Below are 15,115 nucleotides of genomic sequence, written 5' to 3' on the forward strand. Positions count from 1 at the left end.
GCAACCATTTTAAACGTGAGTGCGTCTATAAAGTAATCAACGCCCACAGGGGTTCAATCATCAAAAAAAATACCTGCTCATCACAGGGAATATTTAAAATCAATCAATAATCAATCTTTGCCGAAAGGCAGAAAAAAACGAACAATTATTATGAAAAAAGCAGTAATGTTTTTAGCAGGGCTATGCTTTACCCTTACGGTAGCAGCCCAGGAAAAAAAAGAAGCCGTGCAAGGCAACGGTGAGACCACCAAAGAAAAAAGGGAAGTAGGCCCTGATTACAGCAAAATTAAAATTACCGGCAATTTTGAAGTCAGCCTGGTATCGGGCGAAACCGGCACCCTTAGCCTCGAAGGCGAAGAAAACCTCCTTCCTCTTATCACCACAGAAGTAAAAGACGGCACACTGGCCATCGGCACTGAAAACGACAAATTCCTTTCCCCATCCAGAAACCGTAAGATCACTATTAAAATACCTGTAAAGGCTTTGAACGAAGTTTTTCTTAAGGGCAGCGGCACGATAAGCGTAAAAAACAAAGTGAAGAATGACCTAAAAGTGCTTCTTGACGGCTGCGGCTCGATAAACGTATCTGTAAATGCCAGCACAGTGCATGCCTGTGTACTTGGCTCAGGGGAGATTAAAATTGATGGTGAAGCACAAAGCTTTGAATGTAAGGTTGTAGGCTCTGGCATTATAAAAGCATACGACCTGAAATCACCTAATGTAAATGCCGTTGTGTCCGGAGCGGGCGATGTAGAGGCCAACAGCTCTAAAAAACTCAAAGGCAGGATAAGCGGCTCAGGTAATATCGCTTTTGCAGGCGAACCTTCTGAAACCGACCTCAAACATTCCGGCACCGGGAAATTTAGCTTCCACCAATAAAAATAAGAAATAACGTTTCATACTCGTTATTAGGTTGGGCCTGTTCGCAGTTTGCGGGCGGGCCCTTTGCGTTGATCAACTATATGTTCGCACATGTCATTTCAAGCAATAGAAAGCAATCTTTTCTGAACATCCCGATAAACAAATACTCTATTTATTCAGTTTGATAACTCCTGCAAATGTCGCAATCCAAATTGCTCCGTCTTTATCTTTAGTTATTCTGTTACAATGGATGCTTGGCACATTTGAGTTTTCATTGGTGTAAATTTCCCATTTCTTTGAATTCAGGTCATAATCCAGGACACCAACGCCATTTAACGTTATCCACAACAAGCCGCTTTCTTCATCCAGATAAAAATCATTAACCGCATTTTCACTAAACATTTTAGAATTTGAGTGTACTATCCTTGTCCATTTTCCTTGTGCATCCAATACATAGATTCCTGCAGCATCAGATTTATCTTTATAAAGGTAAAACCATAAATTCCCCTTGCTGTCCTCATGCACTTTTGAAATAAAAGCTTTTGATAATGGCGAATTTTTCTCATTTAACAACATAGTTTTCCCTTCTTGAATAATTACATTTCCTTCAAATGTCCCAATCCATACCCTATTTTGTTTATCCGCATAAACACCAAGAGTTTTGTCGGTAGGCAAATTTGAATTTTCTTTGTTTATTACCGACCAGTTCTTTCCATCAAACTTTGCAACTCCATCCCAGGATGTAAACCAAATATTGTTTGAATTGTCAACAATGATTTTTCGGGCCCAGTTTATAGGAGAATTTAATGAATCATATTTGACCCAATTTGCATTGTCATATTTATAAACATCCCACCCAATAACAAACCACTTATTATTGTTTTTGTCAATTTCCATCTCACGTACAGATTGTGTCTGATCTTTATTATATGGTTTAGCGGAAATTGTAGTATTTTTTGAGTTAAAATGTATCCATTTACCATCGTTTATTTTAACTATTCCATTATCTGTTCCTATCCAAATATTATTATCCAAATCATTAGCTATTGCCCTTGTCATATCCCATGGCAATTCGGAATTTTCCTGGGTAAAAACAGTCCAGCTTTTTGAAAGCCTGCTTTTATCGGTTCCTTTAATATCAGGAGTTCCAGCTGATTTAAAATTTGATTGATTTGCAGTATCGAACTGCCTGCGTTTTACTGACAGGCTTGTATTTTCAAATACAAATACTAAAGAAACAGAGCTAGAGATTTTTTTGTTTTTTGAAATTGCCGGCTGCCAATTTGATGTGACATTAACTGCTTTTTGCAGTCTTATCTTCTTTGATGAGATATTCGATTGGTTTGCTGAACTTAGCAGACAAGGCTTACCATCTTCGTCAATTAAAATTTGTACTTCAATCGTTCCGCTTATTTTGGTCAGGCTCTTTTTATCAAAGTTGTTTATCAATTCATTAACGAATGATACGGGCGGTTCAGCTTTAGTTTCTCCACAATCTAAGCAGAAAGTCGTCAAGCTACAGCTATTATACTTTTCAGGATACAAATGCTGTGAGTAACAAAATGTAAAGGTAAATTGAAATACTAAAACGAGAAATAATTTTTTCATTGCTTAGGTTCTTGGAAATGTTTTTTACTTCCCAAATAAACAAAATAAACAATACCTAAAGAAACATATACAGATTTTGTTACTTTTTATTTTACACACATAAGGTTGCATAGTATAAAAAAATAATCCATTTATAGGTCCTATTTGGCAATGGAGGCTACAATTACCTTAGCAGGGTATCTTACAGATATCGTTTTAGGAAAAGAAAAGAAGCCGTCTCAGTTTTGAGACGGCTTCTTTTCTATAAACAGATGTTTTTATGGTACTTGTTCCTGTGCCGGGGCGGGGTTATCCTCTCTGCCCATTTTTACTACGGTATCGTTGCCTTCAACAACCGTATCGCGCACGCCTTTATCAAAATCTTCTTCGGCATCTACGGATTCTGTAGTAGTTGTTGTTTCAGTATCGGTAGTAGTTTCCTTTTTACCACAGGATGTAAAACTAAGCGCGGTGACAAGCAATGCGCTGAACACGGCTTTTCTTAAGATTGTCTTTTTCATAATTGTATATTTTTAGGTTAAGTCCCCCCTATGGGCCCATTATGGTATCCGGATTTATTGCAGTAGTATCCTTAGTGGATCCCATATCCGATTTTTCCGATTTGACCGAGTCGGATGTCATGTCCATATCGGTAGTGTTTCCTTCAGGTTTTGAATCTTTACATGACGAAAGCGCCAGTGCGGCAGCGGCGGCAAAGACATATAATGTGTTGGTTGATTTCATGGCGGGACGTTTTTTTTATTCTATTCAAAATTAAGCCTTTGCCCTGCGCTACTATCCTATAGATATATTAAAGTTATGTTGGTAATGTCTTAAAGTTTGAATAAATCAATAAAGCTTACCAAAATGCTTTCTTGTCCCAGTTCAATGTTTTGAATTAGGGATGCATGTAATTTTACACTATCAAATTTAAAAAATCAAACATCATGGAAAATACAATTTTAGGCCTTCACCACATTACAGCTATTGCCGGTGATGCCAAACGCAATTTCGATTTTTATTCTAAAATACTAGGCCTTCGCTTCATCAAAAAAACGGTGAATTTTGACGATCCGGGTACGTACCATTTTTACTTTGGCGACGAAACAGGCAGCGCCGGAACCATACTGACATTTTTCCCTTGGGGCAATGGTATACCACAAGGTAGAAGGGGTGCAGGAATGGCAACTGAGATCGGCTATTCCGTACCCAAAGGCAGCCTTGAGTTTTGGGTAGAGCGCTTTGAAAAACACAACGTCATCTATAATAAGCCTGCGGAGAAATTCGGGGAACGTTACCTTACTTTCATCGATCCGGACGGCCTTAAGCTGGAACTGACAGAAGTTGCTAACGACAGCCGCAAGCCATGGACTACCGATGAAGTAAGCGCAGACAATGCATTACGTGGATTCCACAACATTACCCTTACACTGAATAATATGGAAGGGACTGCGAGGATACTGACCGACGTTTTCGGGTATCGCCTGGCAGCAACGGAAGTGACACGCAACCGTTTTGTAACCGATGCTGTTGAGAACGCCGCCATTGTAGATATCGTAGAACTGAAAGAGGAAAAACGGGGCCATGTTGCTAATGGTACTGTGCACCACGTAGCCTTCAGGGTGGCAAATGATGAGGTACTGATGCATTTCAGGGAAAAAGTGGCTGCTGCCGGACTGAATATTACACCCCAAATAGACCGTAATTATTTCCACAGCCTGTATTTCAGGGAACCGGGAGGTGTACTGTTCGAAATTGCTACAGACAATCCCGGCTTTACCGTTGATGAACCACTTGCAGAGCTTGGTAAAAACCTGAAACTGCCCGCACAATACGAATCACGCCGTGAGGATATCGAGGCGCATTTGGTACCTATAAATTAATTACTGTATGTCATCCTGAACGAAGCCTGCGAAGTGAAGAATCCCGATTTTCAAGGAGATTCTTCCTTCGTCAGAATGACAAAGAATGACGACAATTTATTCAAATTTTATAAAACTTTTACTCATGGACTTTCAACCATTAAAATACATTTATAAAGCATCGGGCAATCCTGCTGCCTACACCCTGCTCCTGCTCCACGGCACGGGCGGCGATGAAACCGACATGCTTCCGTTGGCCGAAAACTTTGGCAACAGCTACAATATTTTAAGCCTTCGCGGCAATGTCTCCGAAAATGGGATGCCGCGCTTTTTCAAAAGGCTTGGCATGGGAATATTTGACGAAGACGACCTTCATTTCCGGACGGATGAAATGGTGGCGTTTGTAAAAACCCTTGCATCGAAAGAAGGTTTTGACCTGGCTAAAATTATTGCGCTCGGCTATTCGAACGGAGCCAATATTGCGGGCGCTACACTTATTAAATACCCTGATTTTTTTGCAGGGGCTATACTCTACCGTGCTATGCAGCCATTTAAAAAAATATCAGCTGCAGGTGTTGCAGGCCGTTCAAAGCTATTCATCAGTTCCGGAAGTTTTGACCCTACGGTAAATCCTGCTGATACCGCGGCTTATATTGAGATCCTGAAAAATATTGGATCCAGGGTTGATTTCCACCAAATTGCCACAGGTCACGGCCTGACTTCAGAAGATATTTATTTATCTGCCCAATGGCTGTCGGAAAATTTTGGTGCCAAACAATAAGCTGCTGTTAATCAATAATCACTATAACAATAATATTACGTATCTTAGGCTGTAAAAGATACAGCTATGTCAAATATTAATCTCATTATAGAGGAGCGCCCCAGTGATATAGGCAATTTTTTGGTAGGCAGGCTTCTGCCGTTCCGGAAAAAGCGTACGGTGGGGCCTTTTGCCTTTATAGACCACATGGGGCCGGCGGCGCTTAAGGACAATGAGAACCTGGATGTAGGGCCGCACCCGCACATTGGCCTCTCTACCCTCACCTATTTGTTTGAAGGGAGCATCATGCACCGCGACAGCCTGGGCACCGTTATGGAAATTAGACCGGGACAGGTGAACTGGATGACTGCCGGAAGAGGTATTGTCCATTCTGAACGCACCCCCGATTACCTGCGCCATTCGGATAAGAACCTGCATGGCCTGCAGATATGGGTCGCACTGCCAAAAGAACTTGAAGAAATGGAGCCTTCGTTTGTCCATATAACCGAAGAAGAACTCCCGGCATGGGATATGGACGGAGTTTCCATTAAGCTTATTGCAGGCGAAGCATTTGGAAGGAAATCGCCTGTTCCCGTGTACAGCCCTCTTTATTTTATTGAGCTTAAAAGCACCCACAAACAAAAAGTTTCAATCGGACGCAACCTTTTTGGAGAAAGCGGACTATATATATTAGAAGGGAGTATTGAAAGCGACGGGAATACCTTTTTGCCAAAACAATTGCTGGTAGCTAAAGATTCTTCTTTGTGCGAATTTACCCTAAATGATGATTCTGTCGTATATATATTCGGCGGGGAGCCTTTCCCGGAGCCACGCCATATTTACTGGAACTTTGTTGCCTCTTCTCCCGAAATGATAGAAGATGCCAAACAACGCTGGACAAACAGGGAATTCCCTGCTATACCCGGCGAAACAGGGTTTGTACCCTTACCGGAGCAAACAGGATTTAGTATTAAAAAATGAAACAAACCAAATGGAAATAACACATTTTGACGATGGCAAAAAAGGCCATTTTAAAGCCACTGAAGGCGATATACAGGCCGGATTGATGACCTACGTATGGGCAGGGGATGATAAATTCATTATAGAACATACTGTGGGCAACCCCGATTTTAAAGGTATCGGAATGAAGCTCCTTGATAAAGCGGTGGCTTTTGCACGGGAAAAAAACCTGAAGATAATACCCTTATGCCCTTTTGCGAAAAAGATGTTTGACAGAAAAGAAGAAATTCGCGATGTGTTAGCATAACACGTTACCTGATTAAAAAATGATTGCAGCAACTACCACAACTACCACAACAATTGTCTTTATCACAGGGGCTTTTGTTACCCATCATATCTGGGATGGATGGATAAATTATTTTACCGGCAAAGGATTTAATTGCATTGCCCCCGCATGGCCTTATAAGGACGGAACTGCAGAGGAATTGCGTAACCGAATGCCAAACGATACCGATCTTGCCGGGCTGCGGCTTCAGGAATTGCTGGATCATTATAGTGCTATAATACAAAGACTTCCCGAAAAGCCTATAGTCATTGGCCATTCGCTGGGCGGTTTACTGGTGCAGCTACTCGTAAATAAAGACCTTGTAACGGCAGGTATAGCGATACATTCGGTGCCTCCAAAGGGTGTTACGTCATTTAAATGGTCTTTTATAAAATCCATCTGGAAGCCGTTGGGCTATTTTACGTCAGCAAAAAAAACGCACCTGATGAGCCTTGCCGAATGGAAATATGCTTTTACTAACGGGATGAGCGAGCAGGAGCAAAAAGAATCGTATGAAAAGAATGTAATCCCGGAGTCGAAACGCGTGCTGAGGGACATACTTACTAAAGCAGCGAAAGTTGATTTTAAAAAGCCCCGCCCGCCACTGTTGTTCATTTCAGGAAGTACCGACAATATCATACCCGAATCGCTAAACTATGACAATTACCTGAAATATGACCGAAGCCATTCGGTGACCGGGTATAAAGAGTTTGCGGGTAAAAATCATTTTGTGCCGGGGCTGCCTTCATGGCACGATGAAGCTGGGTATATAATTGAATGGCTGCAGATAGCAGGCGTATAAAAAAAGGATAATCTTTCGGGATTATCCTTTTTTTGAATTAACAACACCTTATTTTTTAATGATCAGCAGTGATGGCGTATGGTTAAGCCATGTGCTGCGAGATTCTACGAGTTTTTTCCAGCTGTCAACGCTTATTATCATAAGGTCCTGTTCCTGGAGGAATTCTTTTTCAAGTTTTCTCTGGCTTAAAAGCTTGATGTGGTTTGGCACATTATGCTCTATAGCGCGGATGCTCTCCTTGATTTCAGCATTGCCTTTCACCATACCATCGGCATCCAGCACTGTTACCTGCGAACCCGAATTACTGATAAATTTTTGGGCAAAGTGGATAAGGAACGCGTCTGCAGGGTCAAAGATCGTGATGAAAACCCTATCGGTGCTTTTAAATTCCTTGTCCACCAAAATACCTACCGGCGATTCGGTTTTGCTCAGGATATGCTGTGTTTTTTCATCAAAAGGCGAGTTTTCAAACAGCTTCTCCTTTCCGGTAAACGTATTGAGAAGGCTTTCTGGATTGATTATCCTGGTGGTGAAGCCCAATATCTTGCCCAACAGCGTCCCTTCGAATATCGAGCGCCCTATATCGATAAGTACCAGGTCGAACTCCCCTTTATTGGCAACAGTCGCAATATCGGTATCCATATCCGTAGATGCCTTGAACAGTGTTGTCACTTTTTGATTAAGGCTTTCGGCTTCTGTCAAAACCGGCCTGAAGCTTTCCTTTTCATATTCTTCAAGGTTAAAGGTATGTATCTCGCTGCTTGGCGATATGTGCATTGCCGTTACCATGGCATTGTTCTCCATTTTCCTGACAAAAGCGTTGGCCAGCTTCAGCAAGGTCTTACCGCCTTCGGGACTATCAAATGACACCAGCACTTTGAACTTGCTGATCTGGCGTATCTCTGCGGGTATATAATTCTTCTTTCTGTTGAATATAAACCCTATCAGGTCGAGCGCCGGGCCTGTCATAAAAGTGGTAGCCAGCGCCATTATGACCATCATCGAGAAGATCTCTTTGGAAAGTACACCTAACTCTAGGCCTATGTTCAGTACGATGAGCTCCATCAGCCCCCTGGTATTCATGAGGGCTCCTATAGTAAGGCTGTCGCGCCAGTTTTGCCCTACTACCCTTGCCGTAATGGCGCTCCCAAAAAATTTACCTACAACTGCTACAAGTATAATAACGCCGCATACTTTCCACATGTAAGGGTCGTCCAGCAGACCTATATTGGTATTAAGCCCGGTAAATACAAAGAATAGCGGCAGCAACATTACCTGCGATACGTCTTCTACTTTTTCGATGAATATACTACGGAAACGCATATTCTCCGGCATAATGGCACCTGCCATGAATGCCCCGAATAGTGCATGTATGCCTATGATCTCTGTAGTGTATGACGATATAAGGAGCGTTAGGAAAAAGATTGCCACTACCGGTTTGGTTATATTGTCCTTGTTGCCGTACAGCTCGCCTATTTTTTTAAGGAACGGTTTTACCACCCACAACATCAGGAATACATAGGCTATCGAAAGGCCAATTACATACAGGGAGCTAACGAAGGAACCTGCCTTTACTATGGCAATAACAACTGCCAGTATACACCAGGCGGTAACGTCATCTGCTGCGGCGCAGGTTATCCCCAACGCACCGATACGGGTGCGATGCAGGCCGCGCTCCTGTACTATGCGCGCCAGTACCGGAAATGCTGTTATGCTCATGGCTATTCCCATAAACAGGCCAAAAGCCATGAACTCGATGCCCGGGGGTGCAAACTGGATATAAATGAAATAAGCAAGGCCAAGGCCCAGTGTAAATGGTATAATAATACTGGCATGACTGATGATTACAGCATCTTTTGCCTTATTTTTAAGTACGCCCAAATCAAGTTCCATACCTACAACATACATAAACAGTATCAGCCCTATCTGGCTAAGGAACTTCAGGTTGCCTAATGACTCTTTTGGGAAAAGCATTGCAGAGTATTCCGGGAACATGGTGCCCACCAAGGACGGCCCCAGCACGATGCCGGCAATCATTTCGCCGATAACCGATGGCTGCCCAATCCTTTTGCATATCCATCCGAAGAGGCGGGCCACAAAAATGATTGTGATTATCTGTACCAGCAAAAGGGCCAGCGGATGCGTGAGATTGTCGGTCATGGATGCCATGAAATCTTCCCATTGCCCTGTACCTGTAGGTTTTTGTATGATCGTACGGCCTGCTTCAAGGTCCTTGCCGTTATGCAGCAGCCAATAGATCAATGCAGAAAATACGGCTATAACACTAATATAAAAAAAACTGCTCCTGAAATTTTTCATCTGTTTTTATTGGCTTGCTAAGATGGCGCAATATTACTGAGAAAATTGGAAGTACATAGTACATCTCTTACAGGTGAAAACGCTTTTGTAATAAAGTGGCTAAAATATGTAATGAAACTACTTCTTCAGTTTGGATGTAAAGTCACTACGGTAAATTTCACTTAAAGGAAACGTGTAATGCCTACCATCAGGGAGCAGCATATCGGCGGTAATTTCATCATGTGCATAAAACTGAACATGCTTTAGCGCTATAACTGCCTTTTTATTGATGCGGCTAAACTCATCTTCGGGAAGCATTTCCAGCAATTTTTCAAAAGAACAGTTCTTCACGATGATCTTTGACTTGTCGCCCAGTACAATTATCTTGTCACGGCTGTCGATATCCGATGTCATTACACAAAATATTTTTGCTGTGCTTATGAGTGCCTTACCCCTGTCGGTATTCAGCTGTATTTGTTTTGGGGCCTTGACTGTTTTTGCCAGGCGTGCCGACACTTTCTGCACCGCCTGTAGCAAGCGTTCCTGCTTAACCGGCTTTACTACATAATCTACTGCATCCCTGTCGAAGGCATCAACGGCAAAGTTTTTATAAGCAGTCGTAAATATTATGGCTTTACCCTTTATGGCATCGGCAACCTGCAGGCCGTTCATGCCCGGCATTTCAATATCGGTAATAAGCAGGTCGAAATCCAGTGACTGCCATTCGCGCAAAAGCACTTCGGGGCTGTTGAAGGCCCTTACCACTTCGAGTTCGTCCATCTGCTCGCATATCATTTTAAGGTAGGCCAGCCCCGGAAGCTCGTCATCAAGCAGTAAGCATCTGATTTTTGTATTCAAGGAGGTTTATTTTTAATTGTGCAACATATACATCTTCCTCAACGTAGCGCTCCAATTTGTAGCACGACTTGTATATAATCTTGAGGCGCTGCTCCAGTGTGGCTGCGCCGATACCGCCGTGTTCTTTAAGGAAAGCCGATTTGTTGGATACTTTATTAGATACCGTCAGCGAAAAATAGTTATCCCGGAATTCTATAATGATCGAAATAAAGGCATCGGGACTTTGCAGGTCGGCATGCTTAAAGGCGTTCTCGATAAGGTCAATAGATATCAGTGGGGCGAGAATCTTTTGGGTATAAAGCGGGTCTTGCTCGTCTATCTTTTTCTTTATACTAATAGAGAACAGGGGGCTTATCTTTATCTTATTGATCTCTATAAGGTTCAGGGCAAACTCGATCTCCTCTTTAGGGCTCACAAAGCGGTTCTGGCTTTCGTAAAGGATAAAATCCAATACATTGGAAAGCTTATCCATCGCAAAGTACGTCTGGTAGGCATGTGACTGTATCGAATTGAGTATGTTCTTGAATAAATGGGGATTCAGCCGGGCTTCGAGCGTTTGCAGTTGCAGCGTGTTCGCTTTGTTTTCCATTTCTACAAACTTTGTTTCCAGTTTGTTCCGGACTTTTTCCGACCGGTCAAGACGGATAATAAGCACCACGATGATGATAAAGAACAACACCACGATACCAAGGAGAATTATGTTGAGGGGAGTGATCAATTGATTATTTTTTATTGGCTATTTTTTATTACGACAGAAACACACCCCTAACCCCTCTCAAGAGGGGAACAGCTTCACTCATGCTGGTAAACCGTAACACATTTAGGGTTTGAGTAAGCACATCTGAGTGTTCCCCTCTTGAGAGGGGTTAGGGGTGTGTTCATACCTGCTTCAGACGTCGGACATCGGACTTCAGACATTAAAATCTAAAATATTTTTATTCAAGAGGTTTCCCCGCTTCCTTCCAGGCATCGGTACCGCCATCGAGTTCAACGATGTGCTGAAAACCCTTTGACTTAAGAGACTCTACAGCTTCTGCGCTCCTGCCCCCTGCCTTACAATACACATATACGGTTTTCTTCTTATCGAGCTTATCAATGCGCTGCACGAAGTCGGCATCATACAAATGAATGTTTACCGCACCGGCAATGTGCCCGCTGTTGAATTCCTTTGGCGTACGCACGTCGACTACCTGCCCTTTATCTGCTGCCATTTCTTTGGCAAATTCAGCCGGTGGGACACGCTCAACACCTTTCTTTTGCTGCGCCTCACATGAAAATAATGACAGCGTGAATACCAATAGCACTAACAACTTCTTCATAGCTTATTTTTTGATGGTGAATGTTTCGGTGATCACTGCCAACTGCTTATTGGTAAGCTTCGATGTCTTTTTTAGCTTCTCTGTAAATACGGCTACTTCTTCAGGCGTTGCAGGGCAGCCAAGGTTTTGGCCTTTGGCATCATTCGAATCGGCTAAAAGGTTGCCTTTTGGGTCGAGTATCACGAAATAGGGCAACCCGGATTTTTCACCCTTGAATCTTTTAAGAATTTCATCGCCACCCGGATTCTCGAGGCTCTTGTTTTTTGCCGATTCCTGTACCACTATGTGCGCCACTACATAATTATCATCGAACAGCTTCCTGCAAGCATCGCTTTTCATATTGTTGTCCATTTTCTTGCACCAGCTGCACCATGACGCATGGAACATTACAAATACTTTCTTGTTTTCTTTTTTGGCCTGCGCCGACGCGGTTTCTAAAATTGAAGAAGCCGTTTCCTGTGCCGTGGCGGCAGCGAGGTTCGCTAAAAGAAAAAGACAGGTAACCAGTGTTCTTATTTTCATTTTAAATCGGATTTATTTTGTACCGGCAAGGTAGCGAAAATACTTTTTGACAGATAATATTTTTTAGCGTGCCAAAAATGACAAAATGTATAATATTGGAAACATTTTACCTCAGAACATAAATTGCATTTAGAATAAATTTCTATTTTGCAGAATATTCGCACTAAAAATTTGCCAAACTTAAAAACAGGACTTATATATGAAAATGCACAGGGATATACTTGTTATTGAGGACGATGAGGATGACAGGGATATTTTAAGGGAAATATTTCGTGACCTCGGCTATAAGAATAAGATCGTTTTTTTCTCTGACAGTACCGAAGCGCTGGACTACATCCGCAGGCCCGAAATCGAGCCTTTCATCATTATTTCCGACATCAACATGCCGAAATTGGGCGGATTTGAACTGAGGAACATTATACTGAATGAAGAATTAATACTGGATAAAGACATCCCGTATATCTTTATTTCGAACGCCCAGGACGAATATTCCCTTAAACAGGCTAACAAACTCTCCATACAGGGGTACATCCACAAAGGGAACGACTATAACAAATACAAGGAGAAGATCAAAAACCTTGTCGATTACTGGAAAGTGAACATCAATTCATTCTCTTCGAAAAAACAACAATAAAAAAAGGGCTGTCTTTCGATAGCCCTCTTTTTTGTTACAAAATATGCTTATTCTTCCGGCATAGCCACAGGCCCTGACCAGTTGTTCATACCTCCCATGAGGTTGTAGGTCGTGGCAAAACCAAGCTGGTTCATAATGTTGCAGGCCTGCCCGCTCCTTGCCCCGGCGGCGCAATACACATAATAATTTTTTGTTTTATCCAGTTCCTCAAGGCTGTATATAAAGCCCTGCCCTTTGTAAATGTCTATGTTTACAGCTCCGGGTATTATGCCACGGTGCCATTCGTCTGCGGTGCGCACATCCAGGATAACAGCATTACTGTCTTCCTGCAATTTTTCCCACCATTCCTGTTGTGAAATGTTCATTGGTTATAAAATTATTTTACGTTTTATTTAACCACATAGATACATTGATCTCATAGACCTGAAGAGCTTTAACCAGAAAAACATAGCGAAGCATCGCTTCGTTTCTCTGTGACCTTAAATTCAACTTCAATCACTATGCTGCCTATGTCCCTATGTGGTTAAATTTTCCGCAAAGGTATTATGCTTTTATAGAACAGCCAATAGCCTTAGTCTCTTTTACGGTTACTTCTTTGTTTTTAAGCAATGCGTCTACAGCGCTTTCCACGTATTTTTGCTTAACCGCTTTCTCATCCTCATAATTGTCATCTATCGCGCCGATGTATTTTACCACATTGCCTTTGGCCGTTTTTTGCAATACATATACGTGCGGGGTTTTAGTAGCGCCATACTGCGGATAGATCTTCTGGCCTTCGTCAAGCAGGTAGGGGAACGTGAATTTTTTCTCTTTTGCCCTTTCCTGCATTTTTACAAAACTGTCGTCTTTTTGTTTTTCAGGATTGTTTGGGTTGATGGCAATAACCGGGTAACCCAGTTTTTTGTATTTGGCATTAAGCGCTACCACCCTGTCTTCATAGGCCTGTGCATACGGGCAGTGGTTGCAGGTAAAGACTACGATAAAGCCTTTGGCTTCTTTGAAATCCTTTAAGGATACTTTTTTGTTGTCGATGTTCTTAAGGCTAAAGTCGGTTGCTATATCGCCTACCTTATAGCCTGCCACAGGCTTAGCTGCCGTGAAAGCCGCTAAAAGCCCTACTACTAAAAATACCCCTAAAATCTTTATTGTTTTCATATAGTTGTTATTTAAAATTGCTTACTTCTTTTTCGAGTTCTTCGTAGGTAAAAGACCTTTCATAAAACTTGCGGCTGTCTTTATTATAAATGACTGTAGCCGGGATAGCGCCGCTCCAGGTGGAGTCTACTTTTGGCAGCCAGGTATTCTGGTCGGGGTCGCGCAGCAAAACCACATCGCTTTTCAGCTGTCTTTCCTTTATAAATGGCAGTAGCTTGCTCTCCACCATTTTTGCCATATCAAGGCTTACCAGCAGTACTTTAATTTTATCCTCTTTGTATTTTTCGCTCAATTTCTCAAAGTGTGGCAATTCGGCGACACAAGGTACACACCACGTAGCCCAGAAATTAACCACGTAGGTCGTATCGTTTTTCTTGTTGAGGAAGTGTTCCAGTCCATTAAAGTCGTATGCATTAACAGAAACCCCGCCTGCCGAATATACTTTCAACGGTTTTGGAACGTATGATTTGGTAACTTCGGGCTGCTCTTTTTTTTCGGTACAGGAAAATACGGACACGCCCACCAGTGCCATTAACGCGACTTTACTCCTTATTTTTAAAGCCATTCTTTAATTTTTTAAACAGCTAAAATTAGAGAAAAAAAAGCTTGCGACATTTTTTTTTGGAAATTTAACACAACGCTTGTATATACAAATAAAATTTATACTACATTTGTACATACAAATTTTGTAGTTGTAATAATGAAGATAGAAGAAGCGATAAAGTCGACAACACCGATATCCATCAGCAAAAAAACGATTCTGAATATTATGTATACTCAGAATTTGCTGGCAGAGAGCTTTAATGAAATACTTAAGCCGTATGACCTGTCCCCGGAGCAATTCAATGTACTGAGGATACTGAGGGGCCAGAAAGGAAAGCCGGCCAACATGTGCGTGATACAGGAACGGATGATTGCCAAGACAAGCAACACTACCCGCCTTGTAGACAAACTGCTCCTGAAAGACCTTGTAACCAGGGAAGTGTGCAATGAGAACAGGCGCAAAATGGATATTAGCATCACGGAAAAAGGACTGCACCTGCTTACAGACCTTGACCCGAAAGTAAATGACCATGAAGCGGCCTATGCCAATAACCTTGATCCAACAGAACTGGAAACCATAAACCTCCTGCTGGAAAAATACAGGGGAGAATCAATTTAATTACAAACTA

Annotated in this window: 19 protein-coding genes; 8 read left to right on the plus strand and 11 right to left on the minus strand. The window is 42.2% G+C overall.

The features are described from left to right. The first annotated feature begins 150 nt into the window (after positions 1-150). On the plus strand, positions 151-879 hold the full coding sequence (locus AAEO56_RS02525) for a head GIN domain-containing protein (RefSeq protein WP_341695443.1): 729 nt from the start codon (positions 151-153) through the stop codon (positions 877-879). Positions 880-1,029: 150 nt separating this feature from the next. Here AAEO56_RS02525 and AAEO56_RS02530 read toward each other — a convergent pair whose 3' ends face one another. From AAEO56_RS02530 to AAEO56_RS02540, 3 genes are all read right to left on the minus strand, one after another. Then, positions 1,030-2,469, minus strand: coding sequence for a ligand-binding sensor domain-containing protein (locus AAEO56_RS02530; RefSeq protein WP_341695444.1), 1,440 nt, complete (start codon positions 2,467-2,469; stop codon positions 1,030-1,032). 257 nt (positions 2,470-2,726) lie between these two features. Then, on the minus strand, positions 2,727-2,969 hold the full coding sequence (locus AAEO56_RS02535) for a hypothetical protein (RefSeq protein WP_341695445.1): 243 nt from the start codon (positions 2,967-2,969) through the stop codon (positions 2,727-2,729). 28 nt (positions 2,970-2,997) lie between these two features. Continuing rightward, on the minus strand, positions 2,998-3,192 hold the full coding sequence (locus AAEO56_RS02540) for a hypothetical protein (RefSeq protein ID WP_341695446.1): 195 nt from the start codon (positions 3,190-3,192) through the stop codon (positions 2,998-3,000). 203 nt (positions 3,193-3,395) lie between these two features. Here AAEO56_RS02540 and AAEO56_RS02545 point away from each other — a divergent pair, with 203 nt between their 5' ends. The 5 genes from AAEO56_RS02545 to AAEO56_RS02565 all read left to right on the plus strand — a co-directional run bounded on the left by AAEO56_RS02545 (position 3,396) and on the right by AAEO56_RS02565 (position 7,157). Then, entirely contained in the window at positions 3,396-4,331 is a 936-nt protein-coding gene (locus tag AAEO56_RS02545) for a ring-cleaving dioxygenase (RefSeq protein WP_341695447.1), read from the plus strand. A gap of 124 nt (positions 4,332-4,455) precedes the next feature. Beyond that, complete coding sequence (locus tag AAEO56_RS02550; RefSeq protein WP_341695448.1) at positions 4,456-5,091, plus strand: alpha/beta hydrolase; 636 nt, start codon at positions 4,456-4,458, stop codon at positions 5,089-5,091. Between the two features lie 66 nt (positions 5,092-5,157). Then, positions 5,158-6,051, plus strand: coding sequence for a pirin family protein (locus tag AAEO56_RS02555; protein ID WP_341695449.1), 894 nt, complete (start codon positions 5,158-5,160; stop codon positions 6,049-6,051). A gap of 10 nt (positions 6,052-6,061) precedes the next feature. Beyond that, positions 6,062-6,337: a GNAT family N-acetyltransferase gene (locus tag AAEO56_RS02560; protein ID WP_341695450.1), complete on the plus strand. Its 276-nt coding sequence runs from the start codon at positions 6,062-6,064 to the stop codon at positions 6,335-6,337. A 19-nt stretch (positions 6,338-6,356) separates the two neighbouring features. Beyond that, complete coding sequence (locus AAEO56_RS02565; RefSeq protein WP_341695451.1) at positions 6,357-7,157, plus strand: alpha/beta hydrolase; 801 nt, start codon at positions 6,357-6,359, stop codon at positions 7,155-7,157. A gap of 48 nt (positions 7,158-7,205) precedes the next feature. Here AAEO56_RS02565 and AAEO56_RS02570 read toward each other — a convergent pair whose 3' ends face one another. The 5 genes from AAEO56_RS02570 to AAEO56_RS02590 all read right to left on the minus strand — a co-directional run bounded on the left by AAEO56_RS02570 (position 7,206) and on the right by AAEO56_RS02590 (position 12,154). Next, positions 7,206-9,476, minus strand: a complete 2,271-nt coding sequence (locus AAEO56_RS02570; protein ID WP_341695452.1) for a cation:proton antiporter — start codon at positions 9,474-9,476, stop codon at positions 7,206-7,208. 117 nt (positions 9,477-9,593) lie between these two features. After that, positions 9,594-10,313 carry a LytR/AlgR family response regulator transcription factor gene (locus AAEO56_RS02575; RefSeq protein WP_341695453.1) on the minus strand — a complete coding sequence of 240 codons (720 nt, stop codon included), beginning with the start codon at positions 10,311-10,313 and terminating at the stop codon, positions 9,594-9,596. Then, on the minus strand, positions 10,282-11,031 hold the full coding sequence (locus tag AAEO56_RS02580; protein WP_341695454.1) for a histidine kinase: 750 nt from the start codon (positions 11,029-11,031) through the stop codon (positions 10,282-10,284). The genes AAEO56_RS02575 and AAEO56_RS02580 overlap by 32 nt, the downstream gene beginning before the upstream one ends. 217 nt (positions 11,032-11,248) lie before the next feature. Next, positions 11,249-11,632, minus strand: a complete 384-nt coding sequence (locus AAEO56_RS02585) for a rhodanese-like domain-containing protein (protein WP_341695455.1) — start codon at positions 11,630-11,632, stop codon at positions 11,249-11,251. A 3-nt stretch (positions 11,633-11,635) separates the two neighbouring features. Next, the gene (locus AAEO56_RS02590) at positions 11,636-12,154 is read right to left on the minus strand and encodes a thioredoxin family protein (RefSeq protein WP_341695456.1); all 519 of its coding nucleotides are present in this window, start codon (positions 12,152-12,154) and stop codon (positions 11,636-11,638) included. A gap of 199 nt (positions 12,155-12,353) precedes the next feature. On the opposite strand from AAEO56_RS02590, the gene AAEO56_RS02595 reads away from it, so the two are divergent. Continuing rightward, the gene (locus AAEO56_RS02595; protein WP_341695457.1) at positions 12,354-12,788 is read left to right on the plus strand and encodes a response regulator; all 435 of its coding nucleotides are present in this window, start codon (positions 12,354-12,356) and stop codon (positions 12,786-12,788) included. A gap of 47 nt (positions 12,789-12,835) precedes the next feature. Here the strand turns inward: AAEO56_RS02595 and AAEO56_RS02600 are convergent, their stop codons facing one another. The 3 genes from AAEO56_RS02600 to AAEO56_RS02610 form a co-directional block, all read right to left on the minus strand. Continuing rightward, on the minus strand, positions 12,836-13,153 hold the full coding sequence (locus AAEO56_RS02600; protein ID WP_341695458.1) for a rhodanese-like domain-containing protein: 318 nt from the start codon (positions 13,151-13,153) through the stop codon (positions 12,836-12,838). 178 nt (positions 13,154-13,331) lie between these two features. Next, positions 13,332-13,943 carry a thioredoxin family protein gene (locus AAEO56_RS02605; protein WP_341695459.1) on the minus strand — a complete coding sequence of 204 codons (612 nt, stop codon included), beginning with the start codon at positions 13,941-13,943 and terminating at the stop codon, positions 13,332-13,334. 7 nt (positions 13,944-13,950) lie between these two features. Further along, the gene (locus AAEO56_RS02610) at positions 13,951-14,508 is read right to left on the minus strand and encodes a TlpA disulfide reductase family protein (protein ID WP_341695460.1); all 558 of its coding nucleotides are present in this window, start codon (positions 14,506-14,508) and stop codon (positions 13,951-13,953) included. A 135-nt stretch (positions 14,509-14,643) separates the two neighbouring features. Here AAEO56_RS02610 and AAEO56_RS02615 point away from each other — a divergent pair, with 135 nt between their 5' ends. Further along, on the plus strand, positions 14,644-15,105 hold the full coding sequence (locus AAEO56_RS02615; RefSeq protein WP_341695461.1) for a MarR family winged helix-turn-helix transcriptional regulator: 462 nt from the start codon (positions 14,644-14,646) through the stop codon (positions 15,103-15,105). The last annotated feature ends 10 nt before the right edge of the window (positions 15,106-15,115 follow it).

The sequence above is a fragment of the Flavobacterium arundinis genome (genome assembly GCF_038289855.1).
Taxonomy (GTDB): domain Bacteria; phylum Bacteroidota; class Bacteroidia; order Flavobacteriales; family Flavobacteriaceae; genus Flavobacterium; species Flavobacterium arundinis.

Bases quoted from the DNA above. Each gene is read 5' to 3' on its own strand.
- AAEO56_RS02525 (WP_341695443.1), top strand. From the start codon at position 151: ATGAAAAAAGCAGTAATGTTTTTAGCAGGGCTATGCTTTACCCTTACG.
- AAEO56_RS02530 (WP_341695444.1), bottom strand. From the start codon at position 2,469: ATGAAAAAATTATTTCTCGTTTTAGTATTTCAATTTACCTTTACATTT.
- AAEO56_RS02535 (WP_341695445.1), bottom strand. From the start codon at position 2,969: ATGAAAAAGACAATCTTAAGAAAAGCCGTGTTCAGCGCATTGCTTGTC.
- AAEO56_RS02540 (WP_341695446.1), bottom strand. From the start codon at position 3,192: ATGAAATCAACCAACACATTATATGTCTTTGCCGCCGCTGCCGCACTG.
- AAEO56_RS02545 (WP_341695447.1), top strand. From the start codon at position 3,396: ATGGAAAATACAATTTTAGGCCTTCACCACATTACAGCTATTGCCGGT.
- AAEO56_RS02550 (WP_341695448.1), top strand. From the start codon at position 4,456: ATGGACTTTCAACCATTAAAATACATTTATAAAGCATCGGGCAATCCT.
- AAEO56_RS02555 (WP_341695449.1), top strand. From the start codon at position 5,158: ATGTCAAATATTAATCTCATTATAGAGGAGCGCCCCAGTGATATAGGC.
- AAEO56_RS02560 (WP_341695450.1), top strand. From the start codon at position 6,062: ATGGAAATAACACATTTTGACGATGGCAAAAAAGGCCATTTTAAAGCC.
- AAEO56_RS02565 (WP_341695451.1), top strand. From the start codon at position 6,357: ATGATTGCAGCAACTACCACAACTACCACAACAATTGTCTTTATCACA.
- AAEO56_RS02570 (WP_341695452.1), bottom strand. From the start codon at position 9,476: ATGAAAAATTTCAGGAGCAGTTTTTTTTATATTAGTGTTATAGCCGTA.
- AAEO56_RS02585 (WP_341695455.1), bottom strand. From the start codon at position 11,632: ATGAAGAAGTTGTTAGTGCTATTGGTATTCACGCTGTCATTATTTTCA.
- AAEO56_RS02590 (WP_341695456.1), bottom strand. From the start codon at position 12,154: ATGAAAATAAGAACACTGGTTACCTGTCTTTTTCTTTTAGCGAACCTC.
- AAEO56_RS02595 (WP_341695457.1), top strand. From the start codon at position 12,354: ATGAAAATGCACAGGGATATACTTGTTATTGAGGACGATGAGGATGAC.
- AAEO56_RS02600 (WP_341695458.1), bottom strand. From the start codon at position 13,153: ATGAACATTTCACAACAGGAATGGTGGGAAAAATTGCAGGAAGACAGT.
- AAEO56_RS02605 (WP_341695459.1), bottom strand. From the start codon at position 13,943: ATGAAAACAATAAAGATTTTAGGGGTATTTTTAGTAGTAGGGCTTTTA.
- AAEO56_RS02610 (WP_341695460.1), bottom strand. From the start codon at position 14,508: ATGGCTTTAAAAATAAGGAGTAAAGTCGCGTTAATGGCACTGGTGGGC.
- AAEO56_RS02615 (WP_341695461.1), top strand. From the start codon at position 14,644: ATGAAGATAGAAGAAGCGATAAAGTCGACAACACCGATATCCATCAGC.